Raw genomic sequence first — 20,383 nt, forward strand, 5'->3', positions numbered from 1 at the left:
CCACTCTCTCAAGCTTTTCATCTTCACAACTCACCGCATAATGCGCCTGCCGACTCCGACAGGCGCGTTTGCTTTTATAGGAACTAACCATCATGCAAACCGAAGCTGACGTATTAACCGACCATAGCGAACTGATTTGTTCCACCAACCTCGAACGCATCGTCACCGGGCGCAACGCCGCGCTTGCGCAGATAGAGCAGCTTATCCACCAGCTCGACGCTATCTCTCGCCTGACGACAGATATCGGCGGCGGCCCGGCAAGCGACTGGGCGATGAACCAGGGCCACCGCTACGACTGCCGACTATTAGCAGCACCAAAAGACGCGATGAAAGCCATCACCCACGCCATGGACCGCAACCTCTGGCGCAGCCTTATGCAACAGTCTGGCATGTTGACGCTGATGGACGCCGAAGCCCGCAGCCAATGGCATAAAAGTCTGGATGAAGGCGAATTGCCCGTCATCAGCGAAGAGAATATCCTCGCCACCTTTGAACAGCTACACCTGCAAAAAGCGGAAGTGTTTGAACGCGGGATTATCAACGTTTTCAAAAGACTGTCCTGGGACTATAAAACCAACAATCCCTGCCGTTTCGGCAAGAAAATTATCCTCAACGGGATAGTAACCCATGACCGCTGGGGCTACAGCCTAAACTGGGGCTGGCGCCGAGACCAGCTCGCCGACCTGGAGAGAATGTTCTACCTGCTGGACGGCAAAACGATACCGGACAACCGCAACGACATCGCCATAAAGCTGATGAACTTCATCAGCAATAATCGCAAGCAGCAGGTCTATGAGGATGAATTTTTTCACACCCGCTATTTTCAGAAGGGTTCAGGACACCTGACGTTCAAGCGGCTGGATTTGGTGGATAAGATGAATGATATCGTGGCAAAATACTATCCGGAGATGCTTGCTTAGTCTCTACGTAGTGTTAGAAAATTTAGTGTTGGTATATTAGTTGGTACATTTCCAAGCATGGAATTAATTTTATATATTTATCAATTAATTAAATAAAAATTCGAGTCCGGCCTCAGCACCATATCTATGGAAGTGGATACAGCAAGAGACGTCGATTGACGTCTTTTTTTGTGTCTAAAATCCGCGTTCCAAGCTTTTTCATTCAACTTAGGTATACTCACGGCAATAAGGAATACGCTGCGAAAGGAATAACCATGAGATACCGTACTATCGCGTTTCTGCTGCTGTTTATCAGCTCAGCCTGCCACGCAGAGAGCTGGCAGCTTGAAGTCGATAAAGAGGGTATTCAGGTATTTTTATCTACCCCTAAGGGTTCTTCGTTCAAGGCCTATCGCGCAGAAACGACCATCAAGGCCCAGCCGCAGGCCATTGCCAACATGCTGGCGGACATGTCCCTTTCGTGTCGATTAATGTACGGCTGTAAGCAGGCGCGGTTGATTAAGCAGGAAGGCTACGACTATTGGGGATACTCGCAGATTAAAGCAACGTGGCCGGTATCCGATCGGGACCTTTCCATCCACAGCCACGCTGAGCAAGGTAAAAACGGCACAATTACTATTACGATGTCCGCGCTGCCGCAAAATGTGCCCGCCGTTAAAGACCATATTCGCATCACCAAGCTCGACGGCTTCTGGAAATTTATTCCCGTTGACGCCCAAACTACTAAGGTCATTTATCAGGTCGCGGCGGAACCCGGCGGCGATGTCCCTGCCTGGCTCGCCAACAAATTTGTTGTCGATGGACCGTTTAAGACGCTAAAAGCCTTCAGGCAGCACGCGGAAGCAATGGAATAGCCAGTACCGCTCCGATAAAGCGCCTATGGCGACGCCTTAGATAATTCAGGGCTAAGGGCTATTCCATTAATACCCTTATCGGGCTATTCCACCCTAAACGGGTCCCTGCTGCTGTCCCTGTTCCACTCATACTCTATTTTATACGCGGCTTCTTCTGCAGCTTTAAGCCCGTGTACGTCAGCGATAAATCCTATCGACATATCCGTTCCGGCGGAAACGCCCGACGACGTATAGTATTTGCCATCAATAACCCATCTGGCGTTCTTCTGCCAAAGCACCTTTTCGTTGGTTTTAATCACGTTCGCGTACGCCAATTTATTCGTCGTTGCTTTGCGCCCGTCAAGCAGCCCGGTTTTACCAAGCAGCATTGAACCCGTGCACACGGTGAGTACATATTGGGAGGATTCGGCCAGCGTTTTTACCAGCCCGATAAAAGCAGGATCGTTAACAAGCGCCCTGGCGCCGGTCCCTCCTGGTAAAAGTAAGATTTCATGATGCTTAATGGCAGAAACCGGCTCGGTGAGAACGGAAGTATTACCATTACCCATGATTACGCCGCCATTCATTGAATAGTATCCAATGTCGTAATAGTCTGAGCGGCTTAGCGCTTCGGCCGGGCCAAATGCATCGAGTATTTCAAAGCCGTCATACAGCAGGACGTTCACATGCCTCAGCTTTTGGCTTTCCGGCTTGCCGACTTCTGAGTACATATGTTCGCCTCCCATCGCGACACCGTTGAACGTCCAAGCCAACGTAAACAGCACTACGGACAAAAAACCTTTTTTCATAAAACCTCCGTCGCCTATTTTTATTCCCTAGCGGAAGAGAGTTATCTTCACTTATGTGCCTTCAGGTTTACCTCTCGTCATTAACCAATTCTTGCCTATGCTCAAAATCACATTATGTACAATCGCGACAGGCCTCTAGGCTTATCCATTAGGATAACGTTTTCTTATAACACTCATTTTTCGACATAACAATAAAACAAAGGCGTTGCAACAAAGCTAATTATGTAGCTATCACTGCTGTTTTTCTTGATATTGAAGTTCAATGATTCGTTTTGCTTAAGAAAAAAACGCGGAAAATGATTAATTAGCACTTCATCAGAAGCATTATCGAGAGGAAGCCGATAAACGCGGCGGTTAGTCAAACGATACTCATTATTATGCGCGATATAATCAAAACTTATCTGCCTACTGATAACGCTCTTCGCTCCATTATCACTGGACTCACCGTTGATCGTAAGAACGCCTTCATTATCATCATGAAAAATAAAACGATAATAAGCAGAAATTTTAAAGTTCCCATGAACAAGCGTATGTCGAGAGAGGCAGCTAATGCTTTCAGCACCGTAAGAACTTACGGTAAAAAATAGAGATACAGTTATTAACAATTGGATAATAATTTTTTTCATTTTTAAAATCACAGTAAGTGACCACCAAATATACTATCGTTAAGGTCCTATGGAACTAAAGATCCCTAACAGGTAGCCGTATGAAAGTGAAAAATGAGACTGCACATCATCCATGGAAGAAATAACTCGTTTTAAAAGAAGTAGCTTTCACACGCATACCACTAAGAAATCTATTTTTATTTAAATAATAAGCACGTTTACTACACCCTCCCCCATCAAAAATGAACAAACATCAAAAGGATATAGTTTCAAAAAAAAACAATTCAACCTTAAAGAGGAAATCACAAATAAAAACCACAAATTGATAGTAATGCAGCCACAATGTTACTCAAACACCATTACCGCCTTAAAATGATTCTATTCGTAACAAAATATTTATATATCATCATAGGTAATTGGATGAAATTTTTTTCAAAACTTTAATTATTTTCATGTTAACAAAATAGCATCGCTATCGATAAATTATTTTTAAAACAAACAAAAACAACAATAAAATCATATATATAAATTACAAATCAAAAGCTAACGTCATTGCCAATTAACCAATTTACTTTCTATAACCAATAATTAGGAATAGAAGCAAATAAAACACAAGCAACTATAGCAATCATCTCACATAATAGGTGATTTTACCCTGCCGGCTTTTCCATGCTTATTTACCACCAATTATTAAAATAAATCATTCTATTTATAAAAGCATAGTGATAGTATTCAATAAATAAAAAACTGCCATAAGGTAAACATATGAAAGAATTCATTATTGATAAGGAAATAATTTTCACACCACACGACAGGCTACTGCGCTCTATTAAGACAACAAAAAAAACACACATCCATAACAACAGCGCCCGTTGCCTGGAGCTGCTATTAGAAAAACATGGCCAAATCGTATTACAATCTGAATTAATGATTGTAGGCTGGGGTGAAGATGCACTAAAAACAATAACAAATGCAACCTATTATCAATGTTTTGTTAATCTGAGAAAGAGCCTTAAAGGCCTGGGGTATAATAAAGAGCTAATTGTTACCATAAGGCAAAAAGGGATCCGTATCCCTCAATATATAGATATTGAAACAAAAACAGCCATAAACTCAGAGCTAATAGGGGAGGAAAAAGAAGAAAACCCTAACGCAGAAGCCTTTGACAAAGAAGAATTAACCGTACTCGATAAAACCAAAGGCAGCAATGAATTAGCTATAAAAAAGGCCCAATTTTCTTTTAAGAAAAGAGCAGCCCTCTTCTCTATAGCTGCTTTACTGATAGCCTATCCGCTTTACCACTCTTATGAGTCCACTCATAAAAACAAACCGCTAATAGGCGGATTTAGCAACGTAAAAGAATATCCCCCCTGCTTCTACTTTAACAAAAATAATAAAGATAATGCCTTTGCTTATGACTTCGCTATAGAAAACCATTATTCTTGCAAAGGTAATAGCGAATATTATATTTCATATTTTTCCACAGCGCCAAGAATCTCTATTTTCTCATGTAACGCCAAAAACAAAATAGAGTGTGACTCAACAACTTATATTATCGAAAAAGCAAAGGGATGAACCGATGTCAACACTCTAATTCACTTTAGCTATAACTTTTGAATTTACACCCAGGATATATATATTCACCTTGGAAAGTTATACCACAAGTTAAACATCTATAACGTCTTAGTTTCGCTCTACTATAGCCGTGCTTACGGACATTCCGGCTTGTACAATATGGACAATGGGGCCTTTTCTCAATGATAGCATTCATACTTATCCACCCAATTAAAAAGTAAAAACATGATATGTGGCTTGAAATAGGCTATGGCATTAAGGAAGAATAACATTTATACCTCTCCCGATATTATTAGTTAACTTTAAATATAAAACCATAGAACCCTCTCAAAAAACACACTTCTTAGATACTACTTTAATGAATTAGCATACAATTACATTAGCGATTTATAAAAAACAATAAAAACAACAATTAAATCAATGCAATAAATAATAAATAAAAACAAAAATCAGATATCCTAGGCCATCTGATTCAAGCACGATAACTAGAAATAAAACTATATATGCTATGACTGCTCCCCCTCAACTCAATAAGTCAACAAATCATAGCCTGCTATGGCTTACGCCCTACACGTCATTAATAAAAATTCAACACATTGCCCCATTAGATGCAACAGACCTAAAAAATAATAATAGTCGAATGGGTATGAATATCAGATATCAAATAGAATAAGGACCAATACTCTAAATAAGCAGCACCGCCATTTTATAATATAAAAAACGACATATGAGCCATATAAATAACACAGTGCCGACTATCATGCTTATGTCGCATTACGCATTTGTAAATAGAGGAAAACGTTGGCAGATATACGGTAGGTTCAACCGCGATAAAAAATGGATTAAACAGAAACGTTTTCCATTCATCCTAAATAAGAAAATAGCCGCCTAGAGCGGCAGCTTAAAGCCCCCCGAGGGAAAGCTCAACCAATTCCCGCCATTTTATTCTGACCCGGCTCAAGGATAGCCAGCCTTCCCCCATCACCGAAAAGATTATTCAGCTGATTCGGGAGAAAGGTGCGGCGATGTTTTAGGCTCGCCTACGGGCGGCTTCACCGGCCACTTAATGAGGCTCACCGCATGGTTATAGCCATTCCCAGTCACCTTACATTCACTACCGGAATAAATATAACGAGACTGGAAGGTCTTTTTACACGAAGTGCAAAAAAAGCGTTCGATGTGCGCTTTGGATTGCCCATGTTTACGCACAAAGCGCCGATCTCCACAAAAATAACAGCAAGGATTTACTGCCATGATTTACCCTTTTATATATCTTTCTACACATCCAGCACGCAATCAAGAATGCAATTAATCGCGTCTACATATTCCCAATGAAATCTCGAAACTGCATTTTATTCTCAGCGTCGCCTGCTGGATTATTATCTTCAACGATGAAAACGATCCCGACTATTGAAGATGACTTTCTACTCCGACTCAATCGAATCAAAAAGAGAGTGTTCCTCTAAAATTTGGATGAACCGCCCTCTGCTATCCTTATATACTTACGTCAAACGCATCCGGACTACCGCGAGCCACCTATGAATGAGAGCTTTGACTATAATTTAATCAAATACTTAGTCGCTATTGTAGACACCCGCAGCATGGTCAAGGCTTCAGAAGTGTTGGATACCGCGCCTGCGGCGGTCAGCTACGCCGTATCGAAGTTAAGAAAGCACTACAACGACCCGCTGTTTATCAGGTCAAGAGACGGCGTCAAGCCGACGACTCTGGCGATGAATCTGTATGAGGTTTTCAACCCGATAAACAAGTCGATTCATGAGAAAATTGTCACGCAGCCCGGCACCGTTGCGCCATTATTCAACTGCCCTCTGATAAAAATAAGAACCAACTCAATTGTGGAATATTGGTTAACTCATCATGCGATGAAAAACCACATCGTTCCGGATAAATGCATTTTTGAGTTTGCCAAATACTCAAGCAGCCTGGATGAACGAATAAACTCGCTGCGCACTCAGGAAATTGACATCGACATAGGCACCTCGATGCCTGCGGACAGGAACATTGTCAGCACGCCGCTGTTCAAGTTTGATCTGACGTTAATCTGCCGTGTCGACCATCCACGAATAAATGACACGATCTCACTGGAGCAGTTTTCTAAGGAAAGCTATGTCAGCAGAGCCTTTCAGGAGAATGCAAACCTGATCTCGGGAATGGAAGACGTGCTGGACGCCAGAATCACCCCGCCTTGGATAAAAAGCGAATCGTTTATTAATCTTATCCTGAATATTATTGATAACGACCTGCTCATGTTTTTCCCCAAGTTCTTTGCTCCTCTCATTACAAAAAGCTTTCCGCTAAAAGAGGTCCACTGCGACTTTATCAAAAAGAAAGATCTCTATTTCTATGCCTATATGCATAAGAAAAGAGGTAAAGAATCTGTTATGTCCGACATACTGGACTTAATAAGAGAGAAATAGTCATTCCCAACGCAAAGCAAGCTTCGCTTTTATCTAAAGAAAGTAGCCCGCGGCATAAACCCTCGGTATAGTATTTCCACATCAATATCTCCCACCTCAACGAGAAGGAATTTCAATGAAACTCAAGAAAACGGCCATTGCGGCCCTGCTTTCCCTCACCGCGATTGGGTTCGGCGTAACCGCCGCGCCGCACGACCACGCCGCCATGGGGCTCGGACAGCCGGCCCAGACCGAAGCGCCTGCGCCGTCTTCAGACGCCCAGCCGATGCCGGGCGGCCACGGTATGCACGGCCAACAGGGCGGAATGATGTGCGGCGGCAAGGGCATGATGGGCGGTCACCAGGGTATGATGGCGAACCTGACGCCGGAACAGCAGGCGCTGCTGAAAAAGGCCCACGACGACTTCCGCACCGCCACCGCGCCGCTGCGCCAAAAGCTCACCTCCAAGGGCTACGAATACAAAGCCGCGCTGACCGCCGTCCCGCTGGACGAGCAGAAGCTGCTGGCGGTAAGTAAGGAAATCAGCGCCGTTCGCGCCGAGATCGAACAGCAGCGCGTTAATATGGACATCCTGCTGGCTAAGGCCGGTATTCCTATGATGGAGCACGGTATGCCGGGTGGAATGGGCATGGGCGGCATGGGAATGGGCATGCACGGCGATATGGGTAAGAAGGGCTGCTGTCGTTGATGGTTGGCCGCTGTGTGTAGATGATAGTAAAAAGCCGCAGCTTACTAATTTGTTGCGGCTTTTCCATTTTTCTAAACGGCGGCTTATGCGCAAGCCTTATGTGCGGCCAGAGGAGATATGCTTTTCATATTCCGCTTCGGCCCACTCTATATTGGCAAAGACCAGATCGTCATAATATTCATTAAAATCAAGCAATATATCCTTGAACCTTTCATTTGATTTAAGATTTACGATGGTTCGCAGACATGCCAATGCAAAATCAGTTTCCCCAAGCCGAAAAAGTATATCTTCCGTCGCTATTTCTTCGAACGCCATGACGTCTTGGGATTTGACTATTTGGTACAGCCTGTCTTCAAACAGCGCCATAGACTTATCAACTTGCCCGTCGTGAAACAGGCTTATTGCGCCACCCCAGTGTTTATCAAGCTTGTTAAAGTCTAATTTCCCATTTTCATCTAATAGGTTATCGCCAAGCAGCGAGTAGGTTTCCGCAAGCCGGCCTTTTTGCGACCATTCGAAGCTAACGTTATTTTTCGTTAAATACTCGGCGGCAGCCGTCAAACGGCCGTACTTGAGCTTTAGGTAATCCGTCCGTCCCAATTCTTTCTCTAAGGCAGCGGCATTATCGCGCCACCATTGGTGCCACCAAATATCGCTCTTTCCCTCAATAATCTCTTTAAGCGTTTGCATTTTTTCACACGACATGGGCATTGTGGTCACCTCCTGATGCGGACCAACCTTCCTGATTGGCTAAAAGCTGCGTTGAAATAACGCATCTATACCCTACCCCTGATTGTATCCCGCACCGCCGCCGATGGCGATGCGGGAAATAAACGTTAGCGCACGTCCGGCTTAGGGTAACGGGAAGGCCAAATCACTTCAGGCGAGACGCCCAATGCCTGGGCTATCAGCCGTTCACCCTTGGGCCAGCGGCGCATAAGCGCATTGGCAAGCGTGGAAGATGCCAGCCCCGCGTCGCGTGAGACGGCGGCAAGCGAGGTGCCGCGCTTTTTTAGCCCGGCGATAACGTCGGCGGCGTGCCAGTCCTGTTGGCTCATCATAAGCCCTCGCAGGTAAACAGCAGGCCGTCGGCCGTATGCACCCGCAGCCAGCGGGGAGCCTTGAGATCGGCGGCAAAATAGCCCACCAGCCCGAACAGCAGATCGCTCATGGGTTGTTCTGCCCATGACGGCAGCGCCCTGCCGGTTAGCAGCTGCGCCAGCGTCAGGCAGTAGCCGCACAGCTGTTCTGAATCGGGCTCAAAGCGAGGCGGATTCACGGGCGGCTTATCGACAATAAAGCGTTCGACCAGATGTTCAGGGATGGGATCGTTCAGCGTCGCCCGTAGTTGAGAGAGACAGGAGATCAATCTCCCACCGAGCGCCAGCCGCAGCGCGAGGTCGTCGCTTTCGGTTAGGGCTTCGACGAACTGCTCGCAGTGGTCAGCCAGGGTGGTGAAGTCCGCGTTGGCGGTGAGGGGGATGGTGAGTAATGGGTGGGGTTGAACTGTAGTCATGGTGCAGCCTCCGGTTGCGATAATTGAGTATCACTAAGATTTGCAGGAGGCTAATCCCGACGCCTGATTTTGCGGGCGTAGCGTGACGATATCGTGCGCCTTATTTCATGGCAATGGGATTTGTTTGAAGTGTGGAGATGGCTCGCAAAATATGACCATAAGATGGCTCGTTCATCATAGTAAGCTGAAGGGGAGCGTTAGAACCGTATTTTCATTCATATTTCTCCCTAAGTATTATCACTGCCTTTATCTTATGTCACAGGTGATAGTTATTCACCTGAAGCTCACCTTGAGTCTTGCCTTCTGTTGGCCCATTGTCATACCGGCACAGTTGGCCTCAAGGTGAGCGTCTTCCTTTTAACAACGCGTTAGAACAATCCTTCGTTGCGCGTAGAGCATTTCTACGGATAGCTGAAACTTATATTCCGCCGCCTTCAGCTTGCGAGATTTAAGCATTTTCATTGTGACGCCACTTATTTCCCCTGACTCAATTCGTCTCTTAATTTCACCTGTACTCAGCATGAGCTGCTTCTGCAAAATCGACAGCAGGCTGACCTGAAAAGGAGGGGAAATTCTGACACTAACCCTAACCCGACTACGGGGAGAGATACTGACAGACCACCGCTCCTGAACGCAAAAATCAGGCCGACCCGATAGCTCTGCGTTGTTTCGCTTTAGCGTCGCGATATTACAGGCAAAATATTGAACCGTAGCAGCATCGTTCACCATCAACCGGTGATAAAGCTGGTGATCAATTTTGCTGACGTGCAGGCGTGAGAACAGAGAGATATTCCAAGTGTAATCGCAGTGGATGCATTTATAAATGCTCCACACGTCCAACATTTTCTTTTGAGAGTTAATCCGAAATGCCCCTGAAGGCGTGAAGTCCCGTTTAATGTTGCATGAAGGGCAGCGTTTCGTAATGCGCTGATACCCCACGGGCGTGACAGTCCATGTAACTTTCATAACGTACCTTTTTTAACCCATACAAAACCGGATCCGTACTGAACGGACCATGAATGTTTATGTATGAAAAATATTTATGAGATATTTTTCGGTGGGTTAAAAAAAGATTTCCAACGTTACAATCCTATCGATGCTCAAAGAGATAAGTCGAGCCTATCAAAACAGCAATTATCGGGTAAATGAGTTCAATCAATATTCATGATGGTTACGGCAGGATCTATTGATCTGAAAAGCTGAGCGCTGTGCATACATTCTGTGGATTTGAACTGTCGTCATGGAGGTAGCCTCCGGTTGCTATAATTAAGTATCATTAAGATTTTCAGGAGGCTAATCCCGCCGCCCAATATCTCAGACGTAGCGTGACGATATATTACGTCTTCTTTTGTAGCAATGGGGTTTGTTTGAAGTGTGTGTATGACTCGCAGAGTATAACATCGAATAAGCGATGTTCGTATGTCCCTTCCCCTCAAAGTGATTGATACATTCTATGTATAAAAGCTGACAATCAAATTAAATAACTATATTTTTCAATTAATTAATCAAGCCTACATCAAAAAAAATAAATTTTATCGAGACATTTTACTGTGTTGATAATAATATCAACCTCAATATATAAAATAATGGACTATGCCTAATGCCTCCTTTTGGTCTTATAGAACTCTACTTCTACGGTTTTATTATCTGTATTCCACTTTTAGTCCTGTTAATTTTCATTTTACGTACACGCGAGTCCAAACCTAAAATTAAAGAGGAAAATAAACGTGAAAATGAACAAGGAATGGGAATAATAACAGCTATTGTATGTCTCATTGTCGTTGGAACAATAGCAATATTAAACAGATAAACCCGGATGAAAATTTATCTAGAAACCAGCCAGAAATTTCAAAATGAATATTAATAAGTGTCGACTTACCATTATCAACAAAGAATAAATTTAATCACCAAGTTTTAGCATTTTCCCTATCGTTCCAAACCTACGCCAATAGCTTTCAGTGCAAATCTTCCTCGTTCGGCCACAGAAGGCGAGGGATCTGATGCTAGCATTCTTGCAAAAATAATCGATTGTTCCCCAATATTCTCCAACTCCCTGATAAGCATTTCCCCTGCCACACGACGTACAATTGGTGAACGGTCAACCATCGCCATTTTTAAGCTGTGGATAAACGGCCTTGAAACACAAATCAAACGTTCCCCCAATAGAGTCACGAATCGCCCCTTACAATAACTTTTATCTGTCCATTCCCATTTTTTCCCTTCACTCCAAACAAATCGACCTTCAAATTGGCAACGATACGCTTTTGCTCGCAAGGATGGTTGAACCGCTAATTCTGCGATATCGGACAGATAATGATCTAGTACCTCAGTGCGGCCAACTTGAGACAATATAGAAGACATCGGCCCTGACGTCGCTGATATCAGTCGTTGTTTAAAAGATTCCCTCACTTTTTCTAATGATAGAATCTGCATCAATACTTGTTTTTCTACATTCCCCATTCGGCCCCAAGAATCCCAATGGGGAAGCGTTATAAATAGTACATCGACGATAATTTCCGGATCCGAAGCCTTTGCTATCAATGGTAATACATCGCATGCTGCTTTTCTTATTTCAGGAACCCAATCATTAAGTCGACGGACGGCTAAAGCAAAGAAAAAGCTATTTGGCGCAGCTCCTGATAAAACTTTTAATGCATTTTCACGCTTGAAGCCATCACCGCTACATAAATCTATCCAAGGAAAATAGGGATTAGGCTTACTCCAAAGTGACCAATGCAGTTGCTTGGAAACGCGTGACACAGTGGTTAGTTCCCAACGAATCAAACGCTCCCAGTCATCCAAATTCGTTAACGCTAGCGCCGAAGTTGCAGCAACTAACATAGATACATCAACCGCCTCATTACTGTTCGAATTGAGCGCATTCAAAAATTGCTTTATAGCAGCCACAACGACTTCTTGCCCATTATCCTTCTGTGACAACATAGAATGTTCGGCTCTCAACTTAATTCCTCCTTCTCTTCCTCATACATCTGCAGATATGCCTCAAGAGGGTAGGCTGTTCCTAATGTATGAATTTCACCACTATTCTTATCTATTATAAATGGCGTATTTCCCGCAAGTAACGCACTATTATCTCCCGTTTCAAGATATTTCCTGGATTGAAAACAAAAGCACCACCCTTCTGAAAAACGCCCTATCAGAGTGATCACCACGGGTATATCCCCATCGCTCAAGTAGTCATTTGCTTTCTTTACGGCATCATCAAAAGTAATCATCAGATTGTCCTTAATATATGGATGACCAAAATCTACCTCGATTTAGCGAACGCTGAGCTAAAGCCTTCGTTTTATCGGTATTCTTGAGGTATGCGAGATAGCTGCGCTTCTAATGACCAATCATCCGGTTGTGATTTTTTATGATTCCAATTAGCGCCGTTCCCCAACCATTTAGCTCGGTACACTTTCAATGTATCTAAAGAGGCATCTTCATATCCAAATTCTGCGCCACAGCAGTCACATATGTCATAGTTTGGAGAATCACCGTCGTCTCCCCAAGGAGGTTCTAACTGTGCGGCACCGCATACTCGGCAGATGCATAAAGAGTCACTATTGTGCATTGAATTTATCCCTATAGCTCCAGATGAGTCTTCCCAGTTCTGGTTAACACCTTAACCATCCTATTTCCGTGACTAGTCTTAAACATAGTTTTAAGCCTACCTCTTATTTTAAGAGGGGGAAAGTGTCTGGTTATTCAGGGGGCCAGTCTAAAAACTAGAGCAACCACAGCTGTCACGACAGTAACAAATTACTGAACTTCGTTTTGTTAGAAATAAAAGAAAACTCCCGTATTAAACCTAATAGCAAGATCAATTTGGGATATTAACTTATCCAAAACTTGCTTGGATGGGTTAGCCAGAATTCTTTCATTAACGATCCTTCTCGCTTGATGAAGGGTATTCGAGCCAACCAGCCTTTCATCTTCATAGTTATCAATATTTTTATCTAATTTATCATTGAGTAAGTTGAGAACATCACTCTCCCATAACTCTATATAGTCACTATCATCAAGAAGGACTTCTACAAGATCTCCACCAACACATTTATCATATTCAAGGCGATTCATAGCGTCTAGGCTTACGGGAACGGATAGATATTTCATATGATTCCTCTAATCCCGCTAGACTGACAGGGGTATTTACTCTTAGAGCAGACTAAGTTCATTTTCGAAATAGCGCTTAGATGATTTATTTCCATTAAATGATAAATAATAGATAGGTTCATCTCTTTTATGATGCCATTCTATGTTTAATATAACCCCCTCTTTACTACTTAGTAAAGGAGATACGCTTATTTTATCTCCAATAGAAAAACGAATATCTCTAACTGGCTTAAATAAACAAGGATTAACTTTAAGAGAACAGTCACCATAAATTAGTACAATAAAATCCCCACATTGTTTTTCACAATAGAAGACTTTTCCATACAACACTAGCTTTCTTGCTCGCTCTACGTCGTCCGGACAGATAAAATCAACATCATTTCCATCAAACCAAGGATATAATCCCCAACGTCCTTGCAAATCTAAATTAGTTACCATACAGCCGCGATCCTTCGGTAATTCATTAACAACCTCTTGAGGTGCTGTTAAAGACCTTTTCGCTCGTTCATAGCATTCAGAATGTATACTAACATCATAAAGAACTTACCATAAAGCGCTCCAAATGACACAAAGTACCACGATGACGATGGGCAACAGAGTTCTACCTAGCCAAGGCGGCAGATATGCCCATAAAACAATCCCGGCCACTTCTCAGCAGCCGGGATTTTCAACACCATATCCATTTAAAAAAGAAGCGCCCCCCCTACATATCCTCCAACCGCCCATGCTTCTCATACCTCGACACCCTCTGCACCGCATTCGCGTCATCAACAAACAGCACCGTCGGTCGATGGGCCTTCGCCTCTTCGGGGGTAAACTGCGCATAGCACATGATAATCACCTTATCGCCGACCTGCACGTGGCGGGCCGCGGCGCCGTTGAGGCAAATCATGCCGCTGCCCTTTTCGCCGGAAATGGTGTAGGTCTCAAACCGGCTGCCGTTGTTGATATTGACGATCTGCACCTTCTCGTATTCGAGGATGCCCGCGGCGTCCAGCAGGTCTTGGTCAACGGTGATGCTACCGACGTAGTCCAGCTCGGCCTGGACCACCGTGGCGCGGTGGATTTTGCTTTTCAGTAACGTTAATTCCATGGCTGTCTATGGCTCTTTAGTAAGAAAATAACGAGGCCCCAAAGGCCGGTAATCAATCGCGGAAGTAAGCTAGGCGCCAAACTCTTCGGTTAAGCTTTCCATCACCGCATCGTCTATTTCAAAGGTATGCTCAGGCCCGGGGAATACGCCGCGCCGCACCTCGTCGATATACTGGGTGATGCCGCTGTCCACGCTCTGCCGGACCTCGCCAAACCGTTTGGCGAACTTGGGCGCGACGCCGTCGTAAAGGCCCATCATGTCCTGACAGACCAGCACCTGACCGTCGCAGCGCGCACCGGCGCCGATGCCGATCGTCGGGATGGTCAACAGGGACGAAATCAGCGCCGCCAGCGGTTCAGGCACGCATTCGAGCGTCAGCGCGAACGCGCCCGCCTTTTCGACCGCCAGAGCGGAGCGGATGATCTTTCTGGCCGCCAGCTCGCTGCGCCCCTGGGCTTTAAAGCCGCCGAAGGCGTTGACGGACTGCGGCGTCAGCCCCAGATGCGCCATCACCGGGATCGACGCGCGGGTAATGGCAGTAATCTGCGGACAAACCTCTTCGCCGCCCTCAAGCTTCACGGCCTGCGCCCTTCCCTCTTTCACCAGGCGGCCCGCATTGGCGACCGCCTCTTCCACGCTGACCTGATAGGACATAAAGGGCATGTCGGTCACCACCAGCGCGCTTTTCGCGCCCCGTGCGACAGCCCGGCTGTGGTGGATCATGTCCTCCATCGTCACCGACAGCGTGTCCTCGTAGCCCAACATCACCATGCCCAGCGAGTCGCCGACCAGCAGCGCGTTAACGCCCGCGGCGTCCATCAGCTTCGCCATCGAGTAGTCATAGGCGGTCAGCATGGTGATTTTTTCTTTTTTCTCTTTCTGCCGCTGCAGAGTGATAACCGTGTTCTTCATTTCTTCAGTTCAGCCTCAATGTGTGACGCAGTGTGAGAATAGTCTCGCTGCGGATGCTTCTCGCGCGCGACGTCCAACAGCTGCTTCGACAGCAGCAGGTAAATCTCGCGCAGCTCGCCGTCGCCGAGCGCCTCAAGGTGCTGGCGAATGGTGGCATCGTCCCCCCTTTCTAGCGGGCCGGTGAGCGCGTCCTTCACGCCGACGCGGCAGACGTTTTCCGCATTGCCCAAAAACAGCGCGTTCCATGCTTTGGTTGAAAACGCCTCGTCAAAGCCGCACTGGGAAAAAAGGTCGCTGCCGACTTTCGCCAACGCGATAACCAGATTGCTGACCGTGACGCAGGCGGCGTGGTAGCGCGCCTTATTCGCTGCATCGATGACCGCGACGCGGTTGCCCAAAGACTCCACCAGCCGCGTCATCTCGCCTAAACGCGCCTCGTTCCCTTCAAGAGTGAAGCAGGCCGTCGCCAGCGCCTGCGCGGAATGCGTTTTATCGCTAATGGCCAACAGAGGATGCAGCGAATAGCCGTAAGCGCCAAGCTGCCGAGCGCCGTCGAAGACCTCAGACGGCAGCGCGCCGCTGCAGTGGCAAACGATCTTGTCTTGCAGCGAATGCTGCGCGACCTCTCGCCAAACCGCCCCGATCTCGCCGTCCGGCACGGTAATAAACAGCGTATCGCACGCGGCGATAAGCTCAGGCAGCGAATGAAAGCTTTCGCTTTGTGTAAACCGCGCAGCTTCTTGAGCGTCCTCAAACGAACGGCTGTAGTAACCAGCGACAGGCTTTCCCCTTGAGGCAAAGTACTTGCCCAGAGAGAAGCCGACCTTTCCTGCACCGATGAATCCAATATTCAAAGCGTGTAGTCCAAAATAATAAATCAACGTGACGATATGGAAGATACCGTTAGCTTATTCGGCTCGATAGGCAAAATGAGCGGAATAAAACAACACATCTATAACATCTTTATATTGCTGAGGTAAACGATATAAAAACGGCGCTCACATGAAGCGCCGCTGTAGGTTGATGACAAAGCCACTTATTTGGAATTGAGTCGATAACAATGTTAATCGGCGGGAGGGGTTTCCGTTGGGGTCGACTTGGCGTAAGCCAACGACAAACCGGTGAAACCGGTTTGAACAGCGCTTGCGCTGGCCCTGAAAGGGTGGAGCCCGAAGGGCTCCATAACGGCCCGTAGGAAGGCTAGGCCCGACGCACTCCCAAAGCTAATACAGGCGCCCTACCGGCCGAGCACAATGGTGATATAAGCAGACCGTATTTTCGGCCGGAGTATCCTCTGAAGCTGATTAAGATGATTTGCGAATAATTCAACGGCGCTCAAAAGAGCGCCGCCTCATTAACATACCAAACAACGTGGATCAGAACGCGTACTTCACACCTAACATCGCAGAAGTATCGCTGTACCCGGCATCCCCCACCTGCTGGGCCACGTTGCCCCACAGGTTCAAGCGCTTGTTCCACTGCCCTTCCACGCCGACCTTCACTTCGCCGATATTTTTAGCGCCGCGCATTTCGTCCTTCACGCCCGCCATCTTCACGCTGTGGTTCTGGGTGTTGTGGATCCAGTTGGCCTCAACAAACGGCTGGAACTCGCGGTCCTTGCCTTCGTCCTGTGCGCTGTGGCCCTTCATGTAGGTACGAACGCCAAGGCGCGTCAGCAGGTTGCCGTTGGTGTCATCGCTGACCTTGGTTCGCCCGCCGGCCGCGTCGCGCTGCTCATAGTGGTCTTTAGCGCGCACGTCCATCCAGACGACCTGCGCCTTCGGCTGGATCCAGTAGCTGTTAACCCCCTGTTCGCCAACCTTAAAGCTGTAGCCGCCTTCAACCGACGCCGTGACGCCGCGAGACTTATACTTCTCGGTCGCCCGGTCTTCGCCCATCACCTTGTTGTCGAACCAGTTATAGAGCACCCAGGAATCCAGATAGGCGCCGGTCTTGTCCGCTTCGTTGGCATACCAGGTGCCGTAAAGCCCCGCGCTGTAGCCAGTCACCTGCCCGCGAGAGTAGTGGGAAGTCACGCTGGAGACGGTCTTGCTGCGGTTGTTGCCGTAGCCCGCCATCGCGCCAAGGTGCCAGCGGTCAAGGCCGTCGGTGCTCCACTGCGCCAGATCGCCGCCCAGCTGAAGCACGTAGCGGTTGCTCTTGGTTTTGAGCTGGCTGCTGCTGTCCCTAAAGCGCGTATGCCCGCCGACGTTGCGCATCCACATGCTGGTGACCTTCTGCTCGCCGGTCAAAACGTCGGTATACTGCGTTTCACCCAGCCGATCGTGCAGGCGCGTCAGGAACATCGTATTGGCCGCGTAGTTGTTGGCCAGATAGCTGCCGAATTCCGGACGGTACTGGTTCTCTCCGCCAGGCGTAGGACCTTCCGGTTCTGGATCGGGATCCGGTTCAGGTTCTGGCTCAACGAGCGGGATCTTGCTAGTCAGATACCAGTTCTCGTTCGACGCGCCCTTCACCACGTCGTAGTCATAAGCGCCGGCCACGATGCGCGACTGCTTGACGAAGTTACCGATAGACTGCCCGCCGACTTCGACGATCTCAATGCCTTCAATCGTCTGGTCGCCCGTTCCGCCGACGTTCACGATGGACACCTTGGTGGTTCCCGCCGCTACGTCGCCGGTCACGATAAGCTTGTCGGTTAACGAATCGTCCGCGCCCAGCACGGTATTGAGCACCAGCACGCCGTTATTGCTCGTGTAGTCCCCCATAACGGTGAGCGTTTTAGGCGTAAACGTTCCTCCTGCTGCGGGTGACTCGTACGAAAGCGTCGCACCGCCGAGCGTCAGGCTGGAAATCACCGAGTCGCCCGTCATGTTCCAAACGCTTTGCGCGCCGTCGATGTTCAGATCGAGCGTTCCCGGCGTAACGCCCAACGCGGTGGTGCCGGTAAACGACGAGCCGTCGGTCATACTGAGGTTAATCACCCCGCCGTTTTCCGACAGCATGTTGCCGAGAACGGTGAATTTTCCGGGAACGGTAGAGGTAATCTGCCCTTCGGACGCGTACAGCGCATAGCTGTCAACGCCCTGAGCGGTAACGTTTGCACCGTCTTTAAACTCAATAGCGCTGGATGCCCAATCGACGTACGCTGCATGAGCGCCTTCGCCAAGCGTTTTTATCGTCGCGTTTTTATCAACGACGATGGCGTTATTGGTCGCATTGGCCGCTCCGTGGGCATACAGCGCGTGAGAGCCGTCGCCTTCGGTTTCAACGACCGCATTTTCGCCCATAGTGACGCTGCTTTCCGGCGCAAAAACGTGAACGCCGTAAGAAGCGGCGCCCGTTGTCTTAACGCTGCTGCCGTTGCCGATGACAATGTCCGTACTGTAGGTCAGCGAGCTGCTCTGCGTTCCCGTAACGAAAATGCCGTGAGCGCCGTCGCCGCCCGTCACAACGGCGGTTGCATCGCCAAACGTGACCGATGCATCGCGAGAGCGAGCATAGATGCCGTGAGCGGTATCGCCGCCGGTGGTGATGGTATTGGAATTCCCTAACGCGATAACGCCCGCGCTGGAAGTGATAGAAACGCCGTAGGCGCCTGAACCTGCGGTATCAATCGTGCCGTTGCTGCCTAACGTGACGGAACCGTTCATCGCCGAGAAGTTGATGCCGTACGCCGTGTCGCCAGAGGTCTCCCACGCAAATCCGTCTTTCACATCCAGAGTCGCCCGGGTTCCCGATACGTGGGCCGCGTTGGCGTTGTTGCCGTGAGTTTTGATCGTGCTGCCGTTGCCGATGGTTACCTGAGAGTCGGTGCCCGACGTATAGATACCGTATGACCGCAGCCCCATAGTCTCAACGCTGAGCCCGTCGCCGACGTGGATCTGACTAGTTAGGTTGGTTCTCAGGCCATGAGCGCCTTCTTTCAGGAAGGGGATGGTGCCAGCAAATTCCGTGACCAACGTAGCGTTATTGCCGATATAAAGAATGGTGCCGCCGTTCATATTGACCGCGTCAGACGACAGCCCACCGGTAGTAATCGACAGATTGTCGCCAACCCTGATTGTGCCGGCGGCCGTATTATTTGACGGATTGGTTCGAATGCCGTCCGCTTCGTCGCCAGAGGTTTTAACCGTAAAGTTATTACCTACCGTCGTTACAGAGGCGGGGTTGTTGCTATTCACATAAATGCCAAAGTGGTGGCCCGCGAAGGTTGGAACGGGCGAACCGGTTGTCGTCACGCTGTATCCATCGCCGACCGTTTCCCCCACGTAAACGGTGCCGCGATCTATTGCAAAACTTTGGGAAGAATAAAGTACAGATAAAACAAATGTTGTCATTAGGGTCAAACGTAGCCTGCTTGACCTTCCATTAATATCACTTCCATTAGACAGCAGATGATTTCTCATATTTCGCCCACTCCTTAGGGCCAAAAGCAACACAAACAGAGAAATTAGATAGTTATATAACAACGCTTATGAAAATCCATAAAAAGCCAAAAGCGTGTTGTGAGATAATAATTACACGATCGACGCAATCGATCAACTGGTAAAAAACAATAGAGTTTATCTATCAAAAACAACATGTTCGATCGGTCAAAAAACTTAACTATTTAATTCATACACTTGTCACAATCACTAAAGAAACAACACACGTTAATGAAAAATAATCTATTGGAGGTGATTTAATATTATTTATAAAAATCAATTAGTTAAAACTTAAAAATCAATGAAAAAAGAAGATAAAAAAAGATTTGAGTATCAAATTTATTCTGGATAAAAACGAATTATTCAGAATAAAACTCCTATTGTTAACCAAATGACGCAAACATTTAGGTCAATAAACTAAAATGAAAATAGCTCAAGAAAGGAGGTTTAAAGAAATAATTAATAATCAAAGCCGCCAAATAATCAC

Annotated in this window: 20 protein-coding genes; 5 read left to right on the forward strand and 15 right to left on the reverse strand. The window is 47.1% G+C overall.

Annotated features, from left to right (window positions below; all coding sequences use genetic code 11):
* Positions 1–92: 92 nt before the first annotated feature.
* Together G544_RS0108355 and G544_RS0108360 are read left to right on the forward strand one after the other, a co-directional pair.
* On the forward strand, positions 93–920 hold the full coding sequence (locus G544_RS0108355) for a DUF4942 domain-containing protein (protein WP_027274175.1): 828 nt from the start codon (positions 93–95) through the stop codon (positions 918–920).
* A gap of 254 nt (positions 921–1,174) precedes the next feature.
* A complete protein-coding gene (locus G544_RS0108360; RefSeq protein WP_036023613.1) occupies positions 1,175–1,774 on the forward strand; it encodes an START domain-containing protein in 600 nt (199 codons plus the stop codon).
* A gap of 83 nt (positions 1,775–1,857) precedes the next feature.
* Here G544_RS0108360 and G544_RS0108365 read toward each other — a convergent pair whose 3' ends face one another.
* Both G544_RS0108365 and G544_RS0108370 read right to left on the reverse strand, forming a co-directional pair.
* Positions 1,858–2,562 carry a DJ-1/PfpI family protein gene (locus G544_RS0108365; protein WP_211218897.1) on the reverse strand — a complete coding sequence of 235 codons (705 nt, stop codon included), beginning with the start codon at positions 2,560–2,562 and terminating at the stop codon, positions 1,858–1,860.
* Positions 2,563–2,735: 173 nt separating this feature from the next.
* A complete protein-coding gene (locus tag G544_RS0108370; RefSeq protein ID WP_027274178.1) occupies positions 2,736–3,188 on the reverse strand; it encodes a hypothetical protein in 453 nt (150 codons plus the stop codon).
* Positions 3,189–3,932: 744 nt separating this feature from the next.
* On the opposite strand from G544_RS0108370, the gene G544_RS0108375 reads away from it, so the two are divergent.
* Positions 3,933–4,742, forward strand: a complete 810-nt coding sequence (locus tag G544_RS0108375; protein ID WP_027274179.1) for a winged helix-turn-helix domain-containing protein — start codon at positions 3,933–3,935, stop codon at positions 4,740–4,742.
* A gap of 25 nt (positions 4,743–4,767) precedes the next feature.
* Here G544_RS0108375 and G544_RS22705 read toward each other — a convergent pair whose 3' ends face one another.
* Positions 4,768–4,938, reverse strand: coding sequence for an IS1/IS1595 family N-terminal zinc-binding domain-containing protein (locus G544_RS22705; RefSeq protein ID WP_420864707.1), 171 nt, complete (start codon positions 4,936–4,938; stop codon positions 4,768–4,770).
* Positions 4,939–6,280: 1,342 nt separating this feature from the next.
* Between G544_RS22705 and G544_RS0108380 the strand changes: the two genes are divergently transcribed.
* Entirely contained in the window at positions 6,281–7,180 is a 900-nt protein-coding gene (locus G544_RS0108380; protein ID WP_027274180.1) for a LysR family transcriptional regulator, read from the forward strand.
* 115 nt (positions 7,181–7,295) lie between these two features.
* Positions 7,296–7,868, forward strand: coding sequence for a periplasmic heavy metal sensor (locus tag G544_RS21300; RefSeq protein WP_051155647.1), 573 nt, complete (start codon positions 7,296–7,298; stop codon positions 7,866–7,868).
* 96 nt (positions 7,869–7,964) lie between these two features.
* On the opposite strand, the gene G544_RS0108390 is transcribed toward G544_RS21300, so the two are convergent.
* From G544_RS0108390 to G544_RS20245, 12 genes are all read right to left on the reverse strand, one after another.
* Positions 7,965–8,558, reverse strand: a complete 594-nt coding sequence (locus G544_RS0108390; RefSeq protein WP_147654611.1) for a hypothetical protein — start codon at positions 8,556–8,558, stop codon at positions 7,965–7,967.
* A gap of 146 nt (positions 8,559–8,704) precedes the next feature.
* Positions 8,705–8,926: a helix-turn-helix domain-containing protein gene (locus tag G544_RS0108395; RefSeq protein ID WP_027274182.1), complete on the reverse strand. Its 222-nt coding sequence runs from the start codon at positions 8,924–8,926 to the stop codon at positions 8,705–8,707.
* Positions 8,926–9,384: a hypothetical protein gene (locus G544_RS0108400; protein ID WP_027274183.1), complete on the reverse strand. Its 459-nt coding sequence runs from the start codon at positions 9,382–9,384 to the stop codon at positions 8,926–8,928. The genes G544_RS0108395 and G544_RS0108400 overlap by 1 nt, the downstream gene beginning before the upstream one ends.
* A gap of 357 nt (positions 9,385–9,741) precedes the next feature.
* Positions 9,742–10,350, reverse strand: coding sequence for a DUF1062 domain-containing protein (locus G544_RS0108405; protein ID WP_027274184.1), 609 nt, complete (start codon positions 10,348–10,350; stop codon positions 9,742–9,744).
* Positions 10,351–11,310: 960 nt separating this feature from the next.
* A complete protein-coding gene (locus G544_RS0108410; protein ID WP_245614558.1) occupies positions 11,311–12,345 on the reverse strand; it encodes a hypothetical protein in 1,035 nt (344 codons plus the stop codon).
* Positions 12,342–12,620 carry a YrhB domain-containing protein gene (locus G544_RS0108415; RefSeq protein ID WP_027274186.1) on the reverse strand — a complete coding sequence of 93 codons (279 nt, stop codon included), beginning with the start codon at positions 12,618–12,620 and terminating at the stop codon, positions 12,342–12,344. The genes G544_RS0108410 and G544_RS0108415 overlap by 4 nt, the downstream gene beginning before the upstream one ends.
* Positions 12,621–13,167: 547 nt before the next feature.
* Positions 13,168–13,503 carry a hypothetical protein gene (locus G544_RS0108420; RefSeq protein WP_027274187.1) on the reverse strand — a complete coding sequence of 112 codons (336 nt, stop codon included), beginning with the start codon at positions 13,501–13,503 and terminating at the stop codon, positions 13,168–13,170.
* A gap of 42 nt (positions 13,504–13,545) precedes the next feature.
* Positions 13,546–13,941, reverse strand: a complete 396-nt coding sequence (locus tag G544_RS22145; RefSeq protein WP_134388978.1) for a DUF6960 family protein — start codon at positions 13,939–13,941, stop codon at positions 13,546–13,548.
* 265 nt (positions 13,942–14,206) lie between these two features.
* On the reverse strand, positions 14,207–14,596 hold the full coding sequence (gene panD / locus G544_RS0108425; RefSeq protein ID WP_027274188.1) for an aspartate 1-decarboxylase: 390 nt from the start codon (positions 14,594–14,596) through the stop codon (positions 14,207–14,209).
* Positions 14,597–14,665: 69 nt separating this feature from the next.
* Positions 14,666–15,508: a 3-methyl-2-oxobutanoate hydroxymethyltransferase gene (gene panB / locus G544_RS0108430; protein ID WP_027274189.1), complete on the reverse strand. Its 843-nt coding sequence runs from the start codon at positions 15,506–15,508 to the stop codon at positions 14,666–14,668.
* Complete coding sequence (locus tag G544_RS0108435) at positions 15,505–16,362, reverse strand: Rossmann-like and DUF2520 domain-containing protein (RefSeq protein WP_027274190.1); 858 nt, start codon at positions 16,360–16,362, stop codon at positions 15,505–15,507. The genes panB and G544_RS0108435 overlap by 4 nt, the downstream gene beginning before the upstream one ends.
* A 522-nt stretch (positions 16,363–16,884) precedes the next feature.
* Positions 16,885–19,809, reverse strand: a complete 2,925-nt coding sequence (locus G544_RS20245; RefSeq protein WP_051155648.1) for an autotransporter outer membrane beta-barrel domain-containing protein — start codon at positions 19,807–19,809, stop codon at positions 16,885–16,887.
* Between the last annotated feature and the right edge of the window lie 574 nt (positions 19,810–20,383).

The organism is Leminorella grimontii ATCC 33999 = DSM 5078 (assembly GCF_000439085.1).
Taxonomy (GTDB): Bacteria; Pseudomonadota; Gammaproteobacteria; order Enterobacterales; family Enterobacteriaceae; genus Leminorella; species Leminorella grimontii.